Annotated in this window: 13 protein-coding genes and 1 tRNA gene; all 14 read right to left on the reverse strand. The window is 49.8% G+C overall.

The window, feature by feature from the left end; all coding sequences use genetic code 11:
• The coding region (locus tag MK185_17320) for an elongation factor Tu (GenBank protein ID MCH2042394.1) at window positions 1-77 on the reverse strand (77 nt) is incomplete at its 3' end.
• A 41-nt stretch (window positions 78-118) separates the two neighbouring features.
• A complete protein-coding gene (gene fusA, locus MK185_17325; protein ID MCH2042395.1) occupies window positions 119-2,227 on the reverse strand; it encodes an elongation factor G in 2,109 nt (702 codons plus the stop codon).
• A gap of 108 nt (window positions 2,228-2,335) precedes the next feature.
• Window positions 2,336-2,806, reverse strand: coding sequence for a 30S ribosomal protein S7 (rpsG, locus tag MK185_17330; protein MCH2042396.1), 471 nt, complete (start codon window positions 2,804-2,806; stop codon window positions 2,336-2,338).
• Between the two features lie 140 nt (window positions 2,807-2,946).
• Window positions 2,947-3,318 carry a 30S ribosomal protein S12 gene (gene rpsL / locus MK185_17335; GenBank protein MCH2042397.1) on the reverse strand — a complete coding sequence of 124 codons (372 nt, stop codon included), beginning with the start codon at window positions 3,316-3,318 and terminating at the stop codon, window positions 2,947-2,949.
• Window positions 3,319-3,554: 236 nt separating this feature from the next.
• Window positions 3,555-7,781 (reverse strand): DNA-directed RNA polymerase subunit beta', encoded by a 4,227-nt coding sequence (gene rpoC / locus MK185_17340; GenBank protein ID MCH2042398.1) that lies wholly within the window; start codon window positions 7,779-7,781, stop codon window positions 3,555-3,557.
• 20 nt (window positions 7,782-7,801) lie between these two features.
• Window positions 7,802-11,875, reverse strand: a complete 4,074-nt coding sequence (rpoB, locus tag MK185_17345; protein ID MCH2042399.1) for a DNA-directed RNA polymerase subunit beta — start codon at window positions 11,873-11,875, stop codon at window positions 7,802-7,804.
• Between the two features lie 208 nt (window positions 11,876-12,083).
• Entirely contained in the window at window positions 12,084-12,455 is a 372-nt protein-coding gene (rplL, locus tag MK185_17350) for a 50S ribosomal protein L7/L12 (protein ID MCH2042400.1), read from the reverse strand.
• Between the two features lie 81 nt (window positions 12,456-12,536).
• Complete coding sequence (rplJ, locus tag MK185_17355) at window positions 12,537-13,031, reverse strand: 50S ribosomal protein L10 (GenBank protein ID MCH2042401.1); 495 nt, start codon at window positions 13,029-13,031, stop codon at window positions 12,537-12,539.
• 227 nt (window positions 13,032-13,258) lie between these two features.
• The gene (gene rplA, locus MK185_17360) at window positions 13,259-13,954 is read right to left on the reverse strand and encodes a 50S ribosomal protein L1 (protein MCH2042402.1); all 696 of its coding nucleotides are present in this window, start codon (window positions 13,952-13,954) and stop codon (window positions 13,259-13,261) included.
• A complete protein-coding gene (gene rplK / locus MK185_17365) occupies window positions 13,954-14,388 on the reverse strand; it encodes a 50S ribosomal protein L11 (protein MCH2042403.1) in 435 nt (144 codons plus the stop codon). The genes rplA and rplK overlap by 1 nt, the downstream gene beginning before the upstream one ends.
• Window positions 14,389-14,463: 75 nt before the next feature.
• On the reverse strand, window positions 14,464-15,000 hold the full coding sequence (gene nusG, locus MK185_17370; GenBank protein MCH2042404.1) for a transcription termination/antitermination protein NusG: 537 nt from the start codon (window positions 14,998-15,000) through the stop codon (window positions 14,464-14,466).
• Window positions 15,001-15,011: 11 nt separating this feature from the next.
• Window positions 15,012-15,407: a preprotein translocase subunit SecE gene (gene secE / locus MK185_17375; GenBank protein MCH2042405.1), complete on the reverse strand. Its 396-nt coding sequence runs from the start codon at window positions 15,405-15,407 to the stop codon at window positions 15,012-15,014.
• Between the two features lie 51 nt (window positions 15,408-15,458).
• Window positions 15,459-15,534 (reverse strand) — tRNA-Trp (locus tag MK185_17380).
• Between the two features lie 196 nt (window positions 15,535-15,730).
• A partial coding sequence (locus tag MK185_17385; protein MCH2042406.1) for an elongation factor Tu occupies window positions 15,731-15,807 on the reverse strand: 77 nt, incomplete at its 5' end.

Consider the following 15,807-nt stretch of genomic DNA (forward strand, 5'->3'; position numbering starts at 1 on the left):
GTTTTACCATGGTCAACGTGACCGATGGTGCCAACGTTTACGTGCGGTTTGGAACGCTCAAACGTTTCCTTAGCCATGAAACACCTCGTTAAATAATAAAGTGATTACTATTTTTGAATTAGTAACGGTTAATAATTGCTTCGGCCACACTGGAAGGCGCTTCCGCATACTTTTCGAATTCCATCGAGTAGGTTGCACGACCCTGGGATGCTGACCGCAGATCCGTGGCATAACCAAACATCTCTGCCAAAGGCACACTGGCGTTTACAACACGACCGGATGGAGAATCCTCCATGCCACTGATCAAACCACGACGACGATTCAGGTCACCAACGACATCACCCATATAGTCTTCAGGGGTAACCACTTCGACCTTCATCATCGGCTCCATCAGGGCCGGATTTGCTTCTTGACCCAGCTTTTTAGTGGCCTGGGAAGCTGCAATTTTAAATGCCATTTCATTGGAGTCGACATCATGGAAAGAACCATCGAACAGTGTAGCCTTAAGACCCAGAAGCGGGTAGCCGGCCAGGACACCATTTTTCATTTGCTCTTCGATGCCTTTCTGAACCGCTGGAATATATTCACGCGGAATCGCGCCACCAACAATCTCATTAACAAACTCCAGACCTTCTTCCGACTCATCTTCCGAAGGCTCAAAGCGCACCACGACATGACCATATTGACCACGACCACCGGATTGCTTAGCAAACTTGTGATTAATTTCGACCAAAGAAGTAATCTTCTCACGATAAGCAACCTGCGGCTTACCGACGTTACATTCAACCTTGAATTCACGCTTCATACGGTCAACGATGATGTCCAGGTGCAATTCACCCATACCAGAAATAATGGTTTGACCGGACTCTTCATCGGTTTCAACACGGAAAGACGGATCTTCCTGAGCCAACTTGCCCAGTGCAATACCCATCTTCTCCTGATCCGCCTGAGACTTCGGCTCAACCGCCACCGAAATTACCGGTTCCGGGAACTCCATACGCTCAAGCGTGATACGATTCTTCTGGTCCTGATTACACAGAGTGTCACCCGTGGTCACATCTTTCAGACCAATCAGTGCGGCAATATCACCCGCGCGCACTTCTTTGATTTCTTCACGTGAGTTAGCGTGCATCTGCACCATACGACCAACACGCTCACGCTTACCTTTCACTGGATTCCATACCGCATCACCTGACTGCAATACGCCGGAATAGACACGGACGAAGGTCAGAGTACCAACAAATGGGTCGGTTGCGATTTTGAATGCCAGGGAAGCAAAAGGTTCTTCATCGGAGGCATGACGCTCAGCGACGGTTTCGTCTTTGTCGTCAAGAATACCTTCGATTGCCTTCACCTCAGTCGGAGACGGCATAAATTCGATAACAGCGTCCAGCACCGCCTGCACGCCTTTGTTCTTAAAGGCAGAACCGCAGGTTACCAGAACCGCTTCATTCGCCAGCGTTTGCTGACGCAGCGCTGCTTTGATTTCTTCCTCAGACAGATCACCCTCTTCCAGGTATTTCTCCATCAGATCATCGGAAGCTTCAGCAGCTGATTCAAGCATATGCTCACGCCATTCAGCAGCAACGTCAGTCAGATCAGCCGGGATATCTTCGTAAGTGAAGGTAGTACCCTGATCTTCTTCATTCCACATAATGGCTTTCATTTTGATCAGATCGACAACGCCTTTGAATTCATCTTCAGCGCCAATATTGATCTGAATCGGAACCGCATTCGCGCCTAAGCGCTCTTTCAGCTGTTCAACCACCATAAAGTAGTCGGCACCGGCACGGTCCATTTTGTTAACGAAGACCATACGTGGCACTTCGTATTTATTGGCCTGACGCCAAACGGTTTCAGTCTGAGGCTGAACACCGGAAGATCCACACAGAACAACAACCGCACCATCCAACACACGCAACGAGCGCTCTACCTCAATGGTAAAGTCCACGTGCCCAGGAGTATCAATGATATTGACGCGATGCTCGTCGAACTGCTTCCCCATACCCGACCAGAAACAAGTGGTAGCAGCAGAGGTGATGGTAATACCACGCTCTTGCTCCTGCTCCATCCAGTCCATTGTTGCCGCACCGTCGTGCACCTCACCAATTTTGTGAGAAACACCGGTATAGAACAAAACACGTTCAGTGGTTGTGGTTTTACCCGCATCCACGTGCGCACAGATACCAATGTTACGGTAACGTTCGATCGGAGTAGTACGTGCCACTGTAATAGAGTCCTTACTGGTTGGTCTTGGGATCAGTTAAGACGGCTCGCGAATGGAGCCGACCTTAACATTGGGCACATCAGAGCAGCGCCCAGTTTCTCAAACCACTTAGAAACGGTAGTGAGAGAAGGCTTTGTTAGCTTCAGCCATGCGGTGAACGTCTTCACGCTTCTTAACCGCAGCGCCTTTGCCTTCAGCAGCGTCCATCATTTCGTTAGCCAGACGCTGAGCCATGGATTTTTCACCACGGGAACGAGCAGCATCTACCAACCAACGCATAGCCAGAGCCATACGACGAGCAGGACGTACTTCAACAGGAACCTGGTAAGTAGCACCACCAACACGGCGGCTCTTAACTTCCACGATAGGCTGGATAGCCTCTAAAGCAGCATCAAACAGCTCAACCGGGTTACCACCCTGCTTAGCTTCAACTGCATCCAGTGCACCGTAAACGATTTTTTCGGCGATGGATTTTTTACCACTGATCATCACGTGGTTCATAAATTTTGCCAGAGTAACGTTTCCGAATTTCGGATCTGGCAGAATCTCGCGTTTTGCGGCGACTCTTCTTCTTGGCATGATAAGCCCTCTTTAGGTCTTCAGGTCAGCCTGAGCATGTTGACACTGTGCTTAACACATTCATAACACGGCGCTCAGCCTTACTCTTATCTTGTGTCGTAAGACACCCCCTCACTGCTGTCACCAGCATAGAAAGGATGTTACTTAGGACGCTTAGCACCGTACTTAGAACGACCTTGCTTACGATCAGCAACGCCAGAAGTATCCAAAGTACCGCGAACAGTGTGATAACGCACACCTGGTAAGTCTTTAACACGACCACCACGGATCAGAACAACACTGTGCTCTTGCAGGTTGTGACCTTCACCACCGATGTAGGAAGTCACTTCAAAACCATTCGTTAAACGCACACGACATACTTTACGCAGTGCCGAGTTAGGCTTTTTAGGGGTAGTGGTGTATACACGAGTACATACGCCACGACGCTGTGGACATGCCTGCAGTGCAGGTACGTCGCTCTTAGCCACTTTGCGCTTACGAGGCTTACGAACCAACTGGTTGATTGTAGCCATTTAGCTAACTCCAAAATGTCTTTAAACAAACCTTTTCTTGCGGGTGCAGGAAAAGGGGCCAGAAGCATACTCGGATCAGGTTAAAAATTCAACTATTTCGACAGCCAGCGAATGAAATTCAAACAATCAATTTGCATGTTGACTACAAACAAAAAACCGCTGCCTCCTAACGGAAACAGCGGTTTTTATTTGTCTCTGTTGCAGCCCTCCGCAGAAGGCTGAAACATCAGTCGATATTATAGCTTGTCGCTGAACGCTTCGCTCAGCTTGGCTTCCATATCTTCTGCAGAAACGCTCAGACCTTCCGGCGTCGCTTTCAGGCGCTCGTTCTCACGATCCTGACGTTTACGCTTACGCTCTTCGTGGTAAGCCAGACCAGTACCCGCAGGAATCAGACGGCCTACAACAACGTTCTCTTTCAGACCACGTAAGGTATCAACCTTACCGGTTACCGCACCTTCGGTCAGAACACGCGTGGTCTCCTGGAACGATGCAGCCGAGATGAAGGATTCGGTTGCCAGAGACGCTTTGGTGATACCCAGCAGCACACGATCGCCTTTTGCGGTGATCTTGCCGTCTGCTTCCAGCTGTTCGTTTTCAGCCAGGAAGTTAGAGTATTCAACCTGATCACCTGGGATAAAGCTGGAATCACCGGCTTCAGTAATCAGCACCTTACGCAGCATCTGACGTACGATAACTTCGATGTGCTTATCGTCAATGCCTACACCTTGCAGACGGTAAACTTCCTGCACTTCGTTGGTCACGTACATGGCCAGGTCACCAACGCCTTTCAGACGCAGGATATCGTGAGGATTAAAAGGACCATCGGAGATCACTTCACCCTTCTCTACCTGTTCGCCTTCGAACACGTTCATGTGACGCCATTTGTGAATCAGCTCTTCATACGGCTCGCTGCCGTCGTTCGGAGTGATTACCAGACGCTTCTTACCTTTGGTTTCTTTACCGAAGCTCACAGTACCGGTGATTTCAGCAAGAATCGCAGGCTCTTTTGGCTTACGCGCTTCGAACAGGTCAGCAACCCGCGGCAGACCACCGGTGATGTCCTTGTTACCAGAAGATTCTTGTGGAATACGTGCGATTACGTCACCCACAGATACTTCAGCGTTGTTCTCGTGGCTCACCAGTGCGTTAGCAGGTAACAGGTATTGTGCCGGGGTATTCGTACCGGGCAGCATTACGTCGTTACCGGAAGCATCAACCAGTTTCACCATTGGACGGATATCTTTACCCGCCGCCGGACGATCCTTAGCGTCGATGACTTCGATAGAAGACAGACCGGTTAACTCGTCAGTCTGACGGTTAATGGTAATGCCTTCTTCCATACCAACGAATTCAATACGACCTTTCACCTCAGTTACGATTGGGTGAGTGTGCGGGTCCCAGCTTGCCACTTTCTGGCCGGCTTCTACCGCAGCGTTGTCTTGTACTGAAATCACCGCACCGTATGGCAGTTTATACAGCTCGCGCTCACGACCGTGGTCGTCAGCAACGGCAATGGCACCAGAACGGGAAACCGCGACCAGATCACCATTGTCTTTGGTTACCGTCTTCATGTTATGCAGACGAACGGTACCCTTGTTCTTAACCTGTACGCTATCCGCAGCGGAAGCACGCGATGCCGCACCACCAATGTGGAAGGTACGCATGGTCAGCTGTGTACCAGGCTCACCAATGGACTGTGCTGCGATAACACCCACAGCTTCACCCACGTTCACCTGATGACCGCGACCCAGGTCACGACCGTAACAAGCAGAACAGATACCAACACGGCTGTCACAGGTAATGGCAGAACGTACGATGATTTCATCAATACCTTCCGCTTCGATCTTCTGTACCCAGGCTTCGTCGATCAGCGTACCGGCAGGAACTACCACGTCGCCTTCGGAGCCTGGCTTGTATACGTCGGTAGCGACTACACGGCCCAAAATACGGTCACCCAGTGCTACAACAACGTCACCGCCCTCAATCAGAGGCGTCATCACCAGGCCGTTTTGAGTACCACAGTCGCGGTCAGTAACAACCAGATCCTGTGCCACGTCAACCAGACGACGAGTCAGGTAACCGGAGTTGGCCGTTTTCAGTGCGGTATCCGCAAGACCTTTACGAGCACCGTGAGTCGAGGTGAAGTACTGAAGTACGTTCAGGCCTTCACGGAAGTTCGCCACAATCGGCGTCTCAATGATCGAGCCATCCGGCTTAGCCATCAGACCACGCATACCCGCCAGCTGACGGATCTGAGCCGGGCTACCCCGTGCACCAGAGTCGGCCATCATATAAACGGAGTTGAAGGACTCCTGCTCGACCTCGTTACCTTCACGGTCGATCACACCTTCTTTACCCAAGTTGTCCATCATGGCTTTCGCTACCAGCTCGTTTGCACGAGACCAGATATCGATCACCTTGTTGTATTTCTCACCATGGGTTACCAGACCAGAAGCGAACTGGCTTTCAATTTCTTTAACTTCTGCTTCAGCATTCGCGATGATTTCGGCTTTTTCATCCGGAATCACAAAGTCGTTAACACCAATCGAAGAGCCGGATTTAGTAGCAAACTGGAAACCGGTGTACATGATCTGGTCAGCGAATACCACGGTATCCTTCAGACCAACACGACGATAAGCAGTATTAATCAGCTTAGAGATCGCCTTTTTCTTCATCGGCTGGTTAACCAGCTCGTAAGGCAGACCTTGAGGCACAATACGGAACAGCAGCGCACGGCCGATCGTGGTATCAACCACTTTGGTTTCCGTAACCATGCTACCGTCAATATCAGCAATTGTTTCGGTAATACGAACTTTTACTTTGGCCTGCAAATGAGCAGAACCGGTTTGATAAGCGCGACTTACTTCTTCCAGGTCGGCCAGGAACATACCTTCGCCTTTGGCGTTGATACGCTCACGGGTCATCCAGTACAGACCCAGTACAACGTCCTGAGAAGGTACGATGATCGGCTCACCATTCGCAGGCGACAGCACATTATTAGTTGCCATCATAAGAGCACGAGCTTCTAACTGTGCTTCGATGGTCAGCGGTACGTGTACCGCCATCTGGTCACCGTCAAAGTCAGCGTTGTATGCGGCACAAACCAACGGGTGCAGCTGAATCGCTTTACCTTCAATCAGCTGAGGTTCAAATGCCTGAATACCCAGACGGTGAAGAGTTGGCGCACGGTTCAGCATCACCGGGTGTTCGCGGATCACTTCAGCCAGGATATCCCAGACTTCAGCGGTCTCACGTTCAACCATTTTCTTAGCAGCCTTAATGGTGGTCGCTAAGCCACGGTGCTCCAATTTAGAGAAGATGAACGGCTTGAACAGTTCCAGAGCCATCTTCTTCGGCAGACCACACTGATGCAGACGCAGCTGTGGACCAACAGTAATCACCGAACGGCCAGAGTAATCAACACGTTTACCCAGCAGGTTCTGACGGAAACGACCCTGTTTACCTTTGATCATGTCAGCCAGAGACTTCAGCGGACGCTTGTTCGAGCCAGTAATCGCACGGCCGCGACGACCGTTATCCAGCAACGCATCAACCGATTCCTGCAGCATACGCTTTTCGTTACGTACGATGATATCCGGAGCATTCAGCTCTAACAGACGCTTCAGACGGTTGTTACGGTTGATCACGCGACGGTACAGATCGTTCAGGTCGGACGTTGCGAAACGACCACCATCCAGCGGCACCAGAGGGCGCAGATCTGGCGGCAGAACCGGCAGAACTTTCATGATCATCCACTTAGGATCATTACCTGAGTGGTGGAAAGCCTCTAAAATCTTCAGACGCTTAGATAACTTCTTGATTTTGGTTTCCGAGTTAGTCGCCGGGATTTCCTCACGCAGACGATTAACTTCTTCTTCCAGATCGATCTGACCCAGCAGAGACTCAATGGCTTCGGCACCCATTTTGGCATCGAATTCATCACCAAACTCTTCGATCGCTTCGTAGTATTGCTCATCGCTCAGCAGCTGACCCATTTCCAGAGTCGTCATGCCAGGCTCAGTAACTACGAAGGACTCGTAATACAGGATACGTTCGATATCACGCAGCGTCATATCCAGCATCAGACCGATACGGGATGGCAGTGATTTCAGGAACCAGATGTGCGCAACCGGGGACGCAAGATCAATATGACCCATGCGCTCACGACGTACTTTGGCTTGAGTGACTTCAACGCCACACTTCTCACAGATCACACCACGGTGCTTGAGACGTTTGTACTTACCACACAGACATTCGTAATCTTTGATAGGACCAAAGATACGCGCACAGAACAGACCATCACGCTCTGGCTTGAAGGTACGGTAGTTAATGGTCTCTGGCTTTTTAACTTCACCAAAAGACCAGGAACGAATCATATCCGGCGAGGCGAGGCCGATGCGGATTGCATCGAACTCGTCAGCGTTGTTTTGATTACGCAGAAAATTAACTAAATCTTTCATTTTGCTTTAGCTCCACGCCCTTATTCGTTTTCCAGTTCGATGTCGATACCCAGGGAACGGATCTCTTTAACCAATACGTTAAAGGATTCCGGCATCCCGGCTTCCATACGGTGATCGCCATCAACGATGTTTTTGTACATCTTAGTACGACCAGCCACGTCATCCGACTTAACAGTCAGCATTTCCTGCAGGGTGTATGCCGCACCATAAGCTTCCAGTGCCCACACTTCCATCTCACCGAAGCGCTGACCACCAAACTGCGCCTTACCACCCAGCGGCTGCTGAGTAACGAGGCTGTAAGAACCTGTAGAACGCGCGTGCATCTTGTCGTCTACCAGGTGGTTCAGTTTCAGCATGTACATGTAACCCACGGTGACCGGACGATCGAAGGCTTCGCCGGTGCGACCGTCGAACAGAGTAACCTGTCCGGAATCCGGAATATCTGCCAGGCGTAACATGCGTTTGATTTCGCTTTCTTTAGCACCGTCAAACGCAGGAGTTGCCATTGGCACACCCTTGCGCAGGTTGTTGGCCAGCTCCATGATTTCAGCATCAGAGAAGCTATCCAGATCTTCAATACGACCATCACCACCATTGTAGATCTCGTTCAGCAACTCACGCATCTTCGCGATTTCTTGCTGCTCTTTGATCATACGGTCGATCTTAACGCCCAGGCCTTTAGCCGCCATGCCTAAGTGAGTCTCCATAATCTGACCCACGTTCATACGCGACGGTACACCCAGCGGGTTCAGCACGATATCAACCGGCTCACCATTTGCGTCGTATGGCATGTCTTCAATTGGTTTGATCGCTGAGATAACACCTTTGTTACCGTGACGACCCGCCATCTTGTCACCTGGCTGGATCTTACGTTTGATCGCCAGATAAACTTTAACAATCTTCAGTACGCCAGGTGCCAGGTCGTCACCAGTCTGCAACTTGCGCTTCTTATCTTCGAACTTATCATCCAGCTGCTTACGACGATCGATCAGAGATTGTTCGGCCTTTTCCAGCACCTCAACCAGAGACTCTTCCTGTGGACGAATCTTGAACCAGTCATCACCGGACAGGTTTTGCAGATACTCTTCCGTCAGTACCGCACCTTTGGCTAAACCAGGTGCTGCATTCACAGTCTGACCAACCAGAGCTCGCTGCAGACGCTCATAAGTAGCGCCCTGAACAATACGCATCTCTTCGTTCAGGTCTTTACGGATTTCGTCCAGCTGAGACTGTTCGATCTCCAGTGCACGTGCGTCTTTTTCAACGCCGTCACGGGTAAATACCTGCACGTCGATAACCGTACCCGTGGTACCGGTCTTAACACGCAGAGAGGTGTCTTTAACGTCAGAGGCCTTTTCACCGAAAATTGCACGCAGCAGTTTTTCTTCCGGAGTCAGCTGAGTTTCACCTTTAGGTGTCACCTTGCCAACCAGGATATCGCCCGGCTTAACTTCAGCACCGATATAAACGATACCGGACTCGTCCAGCTTGTTCAGCGCAGACTCACCAACGTTTGGAATATCGGAAGTAACTTCTTCAGCACCCAGCTTGGTATCACGTGCCACACAGGTCAGTTCCTGAATGTGGATAGTGGTTAGACGGTCTTCCTGAGCAACACGCTCAGACAACAGGATGGAATCCTCAAAGTTGTAACCATTCCAAGGCATGAACGCCAAACGCAGATTCTGACCCAGCGCCAACTCACCCAAATCAACAGACGGACCATCTGCCATAATGTCGCCACGATTAATGATATCGCCGGCTTTGACCAGAGGCTTCTGGTTAATACAGGTGTTCTGGTTAGAACGGGTGTATTTAGTCAGGTTATAGATGTCCACACCGGCTTCGCCAGCCATGGTCTCTTCGTCACGGACTTTTACCACGACACGAGATGCATCCACGGAGTCGATTACACCACCACGCTTAGCAACCACACACACACCGGAGTCGGCTGCAACCGCCCGCTCAATACCGGTGCCTACGAAAGGCTTCTCGGATTTCAGCGTTGGCACAGCCTGACGTTGCATGTTCGATCCCATCAATGCCCGGTTAGCATCGTCGTGCTCCAGGAATGGAATCAGGGAAGCAGCGATCGATACAACCTGACGTGCAGAAACGTCCATCAGGGTTACATTGTCCGGGGACATGACCGTGGTGTCGTTCTTATGACGTACAGAAATCAAATCACCTTGCAGACGACCTTCTTCGTCCGTCGGTACCGACGCCTGTGCAATAACGTAGTCTGCTTCTTCAATCGCAGATACGTAGATAATTTCGTCAGTAACAACGCCGTTGTTCACTTTACGGTACGGGGATTCCAGGAAACCGTATTCGTTAGTACGGGCGTATGTTGCCAGCGAGTTAATCAGACCAATGTTTGGACCTTCAGGAGTTTCAATCGGACATACACGGCCGTAGTGGGTGTTGTGTACGTCACGCACTTCGAAACCAGCACGCTCACGGGTCAGACCACCAGGGCCTAATGCAGAAATACGACGCTTGTGAGTTACCTCAGACAGCGGGTTGTTCTGATCCATAAACTGAGACAACTGAGAAGAACCGAAGAATTCTTTAACAGCAGCAGCAACCGGTTTGGCGTTGATCAGATCCTGAGGCATCAGACCTTCAGACTCTGCCATTGACAGACGCTCACGCACAGCACGTTCAACACGCACCAGACCTACGCGGAACTGGTTCTCAGCCATTTCACCAACAGAACGGATACGACGGTTACCGAGGTGGTCGATATCATCAACAACACCGTTACCGTTACGGATCTCGATCAGAGTACGCAGCACCTCAATGATATCGCCTTTATCGAGAACACCTGCACCTAAAATCTCTTCTCGACCGATTCGACGGTTGAACTTCATACGACCGACCGCAGACAGGTCATAGCGCTCGTCAGTGAAGAACAGATTTTCAAACAGGGCTTCCGCAGACTCTTTGGTTGGCGGCTCGCCCGGGCGCATCATGCGATAAATTTCTACCAATGCTTCCAGCTGATTGCTGGTTGGGTCAGTTCGCAAGGTATCGGACAGGAACGGACCACAGTCCAGCTCGTTGGTATAAATCGTTTCGAACGCATCAATGCCTGCCTCAGAAATAGTTCCGAGTAATTCAGCAGAAATTTCAGCGTTCGCTGGTGCCAGGACTTCACCGGTACGACCATCAACAATGTCTTTTGCCGTGGCTTTGCCCAACAGATATTCTGCCGGAACCTGCAGCTCTTCAACGCCAGCTTTTTCCAGCTGACGGATATGGCGTGCAGTGATACGACGACCGCTTTCAACGATTACATTGCTGTCGTTATCCATGATATCGAATGCGGCGGTTTCACCGCGAAGACGATTCGGAATCAGCTTCAGCAGCGCACCATCAGCAGTCAGACGGTAGCTGTCGTTCTCGAAGAACTCAGCCAGAATTTCTTCAGTACTGTAACCCAACGCACGCAACAGAATAGAAGCAGGCAGTTTACGACGACGGTCAATACGTACGTAGACCAGATCCTTAGGATCGAATTCGAAGTCCAACCAGGAACCACGGTATGGAATAACGCGGGCGTTATACAGCAGCTTACCAGAGGAGTGAGTCTTACCTTTATCATGATCAAAGAAGACACCCGGAGAGCGGTGTAACTGAGATACGATCACTCGCTCGGTACCGTTAACAATGAAGGTACCGTTATCAGTCATCAGGGGCATTTCGCCCATGTAGACTTCTTGTTCTTTAATATCTTTGATGGCTTTGGTGGAAGATTCTTTATCGTAAATAATTAAACGAACCTTCACACGCAGCGGCGCCGCGTACGTTACGCCACGCAGCATGCATTCTTTTTCATCAAACGTAGGTGTACCGAGGCGGTAGCTCACGTATTCTAGCGCTGCATTCCCGGAATAGCTTACGATTGGGAAAACAGATTTAAACGCAGCGTGTAAACCAAGATCGATACGATCTTCTGCGTTAGCTCCCTGTTGCAGGAACTTGCGATAAGAGTCGATTTGAATGGCCAGAAGGTATGGCACATCCATGACATTCGGCAGTTTACCGAAATCCTTTCGGATACGTTTTTTCTCAGTATATGAGTAAGCCATCAGTTATCCCCGGACTGTTGCCCCGATTGGGTCGTCATTGGACCTATGTACAAGCATCAGCTTGCCAAATTGAGCCAGCAAAGGCTGGAAAATCTCGCACCTTTTTTATGAAAAGGCATAACGCGAAAAGGCTGACGGGTAAAACCCGCCAGCCAATCGCCGCATCAGACTTTAATGCGACAGTAACGGCATTGCAACAATGCGCAAATTACTTAACTTCAACAACTGCGCCAGCTGCTTCCAGCTCTTCTTTAGCTGCTTCAGCGTCTTCTTTAGATACGCCTTCTTTAACCGCAGCAGGAGCGCCGTCAACGATCGCTTTAGCTTCTTTCAGACCCAGACCAGTCAGACCGCGAACAGCTTTGATCACGTTAACTTTCTTGTCGCCTGCAGCGCTCAGGATTACGTCGAATTCAGTTTGCTCTTCAGCAGCGTCAGCACCGCCAGCAGCAGGACCAGCAGCTACAGCAGCAGCAGCAGATACACCGAATTTTTCTTCCATCGCTTCGATCAGCTCAACAACGTCTTTTACAGACATTTCAGCTACAGCATTGATGATATCTTCTTTTGTCAGAGACATGAGACAATTCCTAAATTTAAAGGAGCTTTCATATAGCTCGTTAAATTACTGAAGAAGTTGCTAGGACTTTTAAAAAGTCTATTAAGCAGCTTCTGATTCTTTTTGGTCGCGGATAGCAGCAATGGTACGTACCAGCTTGCCAGCGGATGCTTCTTTCATAACGCTCATCAGTTTCGCGATAGCTTCGTCGTATGTTGGCAGGCTTGCCAGCATCGCTACGTCTACCACTTCACCTTCGAAGGCACCAGCCTTAACTTCAAACGCATCGTTACTCTTAGCAAACTCTTTGAAAATACGAGCTGCAGCACCTGGGTGCTCAGTATTAAATGCGATTAAAGTAGGGCCCTTGAACGAGTCGGTTAAACACTCGTATTCGGTACCTTCAACAGCACGACGTACCAGAGTGTTACGGACAACTTTCATCCAAACACCGGCTTCACGTGCTTCTTTACGTAGAGCGGTCATGGCTTCTACTGTTACGCCACGAGAGTCGGCAACAACAGCAGAAAGAGCACCTTGAGCTGCTTCCTGGACTTCGGCGACAATCGCCTTCTTATCTTCGAGTCCTAAGGCCACGATTAACTCCTACAAGTTAAATTGAGCTCTTACGAGCCAGTCTCGGTGTGACAATTCAGAATTCTGAAGGGGCCACACACCATCTACGCAGGTTAATTATTAAGTTCTGAAATCTGGTTCAAAAAACCGGGAGTTTCTTCACACCTGCGGTCTTTGACAGCTACCGCCAGAACAACTCTGCAAAACAGAACCCGGCGATAACCCCAAAGATGATTTTGACCTTCTGCTTAGATATCCAGAGCAGAATGATCAACAGTCAAGCCAGGACCCATCGTCGTAGACAGAGTCACTTTCTTCATAAATACGCCTTTGGCGGAAGAAGGCTTGGCTTTTTTCAGATCAGCCAGCAATGCAGTCAGGTTTTCTTTCAGCGCATCAGCAGTGAAATCAACCTTACCGATTGTGGTGTGAACAATACCGTTCTTGTCGTTACGGTAACGAACCTGACCCGCTTTTGCGTTCTTAACCGCAGTAGCAACATCTGGAGTTACAGTACCAACTTTCGGGTTTGGCATCAGGCCGCGAGGACCCAGAACCTGACCCAACTGACCAACAACACGCATTGCATCAGGAGAAGCGATCACTACGTCGTAGTTCAGATCACCTTCTTTCATTTTTGCAGCCAGTTCATCCATACCAACTTCGTCTGCGCCAGCTTCTTTAGCAGCGTCAGCGTTAGCACCCTGAGTGAACACAGCAACACGCATAGTCTTACCAGTACCATTTGGCAGCACAGTAGAACTACGAACGTTTTGATCAGATTTACGTGCATCGATGCCCAGGTTTACAGCAACATCAACGGACTCTTTGAATTTTACAGCAGGCAGAGCAGCCAGAACTTCTACTGCTTCTTCTACAGAGTAAACTTTGCCAGCTTCTACTTTTTCAGCAATCAGCTTTTGGCGCTTAGTCAGCTTAGCCATTATTCAACACCTTCCACATTCAGACCCATTGCACGAGCAGAACCTGCGATAGTACGCACAGCCGCGTCCATATCAGCAGCAGTCAGGTCTTTAGCCTTAACTTCTGCAATCTCTTCCAACTGAGCACGGGTTACAGTACCGACTTTCTCAGTATTTGGACGACCTGAACCGCTTTTGATGCCCGCAGCTTTTTTCAGCAGGAAGGACGCCGGCGGAGTTTTCAGTTCAAATGAGAAACTACGGTCGTTGTAAACAGAGATAATTACAGGAACAGGCGCACCTGGCTCCAGACCCTGAGTCTGAGCGTTGAATGCTTTACAGAATTCCATGATGTTCAGACCATGCTGACCCAGAGCTGGACCAACTGGTGGGCTTGGGTTTGCTTTACCCGCGCCAACTTGCAGCTTGATATAAGCTTCAACTTTCTTAGCCATGATTTACTCCAAATGGGTATAACGCCTTGCGGCTTCCCGACCAACCCCCAAAAGGCCAGCCATTTAAATGCGTTCTTACGCGGATTTTTCGACCTGAGTAAACTCAAGCTCAACCGGCGTAGAACGACCGAAAATAGTAACAGCGACCTGCAAACGGGACTTATCATAATCCACGCTCTCAACAACACCATTAAAGTCGGCAAATGGGCCGTCAATAACACGAACCACTTCACCAGGTTCGTAGATTGTTTTATGCGTCGGACGCTCCGCACCATCCTGAACGCGCTGCAGAATTGCATCCGCCTCACGCTCAGTAATAGGCGCTGGCTTATCGGCAGTACCACCAATAAAACCCATAACACGCGGCGTCTGCTTAACCAGATGCCACGTATCGTCATTCATATCCATTTGCACAAGCACGTAGCCCGGGTAGAACTTACGTTCACTCTTGCGCTTCTTGCCTTCGCGAACTTCAACCACTTCTTCGGTTGGAACCAGAACGTCACCGAACTGATCCTGCATCTCATGCAATTCAATACGTTCTTTTAACGTGTTCTGCACACGCTTCTCGTAACCTGAATAGGCGTGTACCACATACCAGCGCATTGCCATACTGTTTTACCTCAGCCTACGATCAGAGAAACCAACCAACCCAGCAGAGTATCCAAACCCCACAGAATCAGTGCCATAACAAAAACGACCGCAACCACAATCATCGTGGTCTGAGTTGTCTCCTGGCGCGTTGGCCAAACAACCTTTCGGCGCTCTATATTGGCTTCCTTCAACAACTGCATAAAAGCCTGGCCTTTCACAGTTGTTACAGCGATGCCCGCAGACACCAGCATCAACACAACGACACCTAATACGCGAAACAGCAGCGGTAATTCTTCACCATTCACTTCCTGATACAAACCAGGAGCCATGTAATTACCCACCACAGCAGCGGCAAAAAAGGCAATCGCCAACAGCCACTTAACCATATCAAGCGGCGAACTATTTGCTTTGCTTTCGGTACTCATCACTATTCCCTGAAGCCAAAAAAGGCAGCCGAAGCTGCCATTTAGGAATGTTGGCAGGCCAGGAGGGACTCGAACCCCCGACATTCGGTTTTGGAAACCGACGCTCTACCAATTGAACTACTGGCCTAAAGTCACTTAATTAGGGCGCCGAACTATACAGCAGATCCCTTATTAATCAAGTCTTTCACCTTGAATTCTCAAGATTTTTTCACTCTTCTCACCAAAAAGTAACAAGAGCCGGTCAAAAACAACCGTTTTTGCAAACATTCATTTGGAGTGACCACTGCCGCAGCCACTCCAGAGTGATTCCTCACTCAGACGTCTTACTCGACAATAGTCGCTACAACACCAGCGCCTACTGTACGGCCGCCTTCACGGATGGCGAAACGCAGACCTTCGT

Source organism: Saccharospirillaceae bacterium (genome assembly GCA_022448365.1).
Classification (GTDB): domain Bacteria; phylum Pseudomonadota; class Gammaproteobacteria; order Pseudomonadales; family Oceanobacteraceae; genus Bacterioplanoides.

What these genes read in the sequence shown, in the direction of transcription:
- rpsG (MCH2042396.1), bottom strand. Translation starts at nt 2,806, where the DNA reads ATGCCAAGAAGAAGAGTCGCCGCAAAACGCGAGATTCTGCCAGATCCG.
- rpsL (MCH2042397.1), bottom strand. Translation starts at nt 3,318, where the DNA reads ATGGCTACAATCAACCAGTTGGTTCGTAAGCCTCGTAAGCGCAAAGTG.
- rpoC (MCH2042398.1), bottom strand. Translation starts at nt 7,781, where the DNA reads ATGAAAGATTTAGTTAATTTTCTGCGTAATCAAAACAACGCTGACGAG.
- rpoB (MCH2042399.1), bottom strand. Translation starts at nt 11,875, where the DNA reads ATGGCTTACTCATATACTGAGAAAAAACGTATCCGAAAGGATTTCGGT.
- rplL (MCH2042400.1), bottom strand. Translation starts at nt 12,455, where the DNA reads ATGTCTCTGACAAAAGAAGATATCATCAATGCTGTAGCTGAAATGTCT.
- rplA (MCH2042402.1), bottom strand. Translation starts at nt 13,954, where the DNA reads ATGGCTAAGCTGACTAAGCGCCAAAAGCTGATTGCTGAAAAAGTAGAA.
- rplK (MCH2042403.1), bottom strand. Translation starts at nt 14,388, where the DNA reads ATGGCTAAGAAAGTTGAAGCTTATATCAAGCTGCAAGTTGGCGCGGGT.
- nusG (MCH2042404.1), bottom strand. Translation starts at nt 15,000, where the DNA reads ATGGCAATGCGCTGGTATGTGGTACACGCCTATTCAGGTTACGAGAAG.
- secE (MCH2042405.1), bottom strand. Translation starts at nt 15,407, where the DNA reads ATGAGTACCGAAAGCAAAGCAAATAGTTCGCCGCTTGATATGGTTAAG.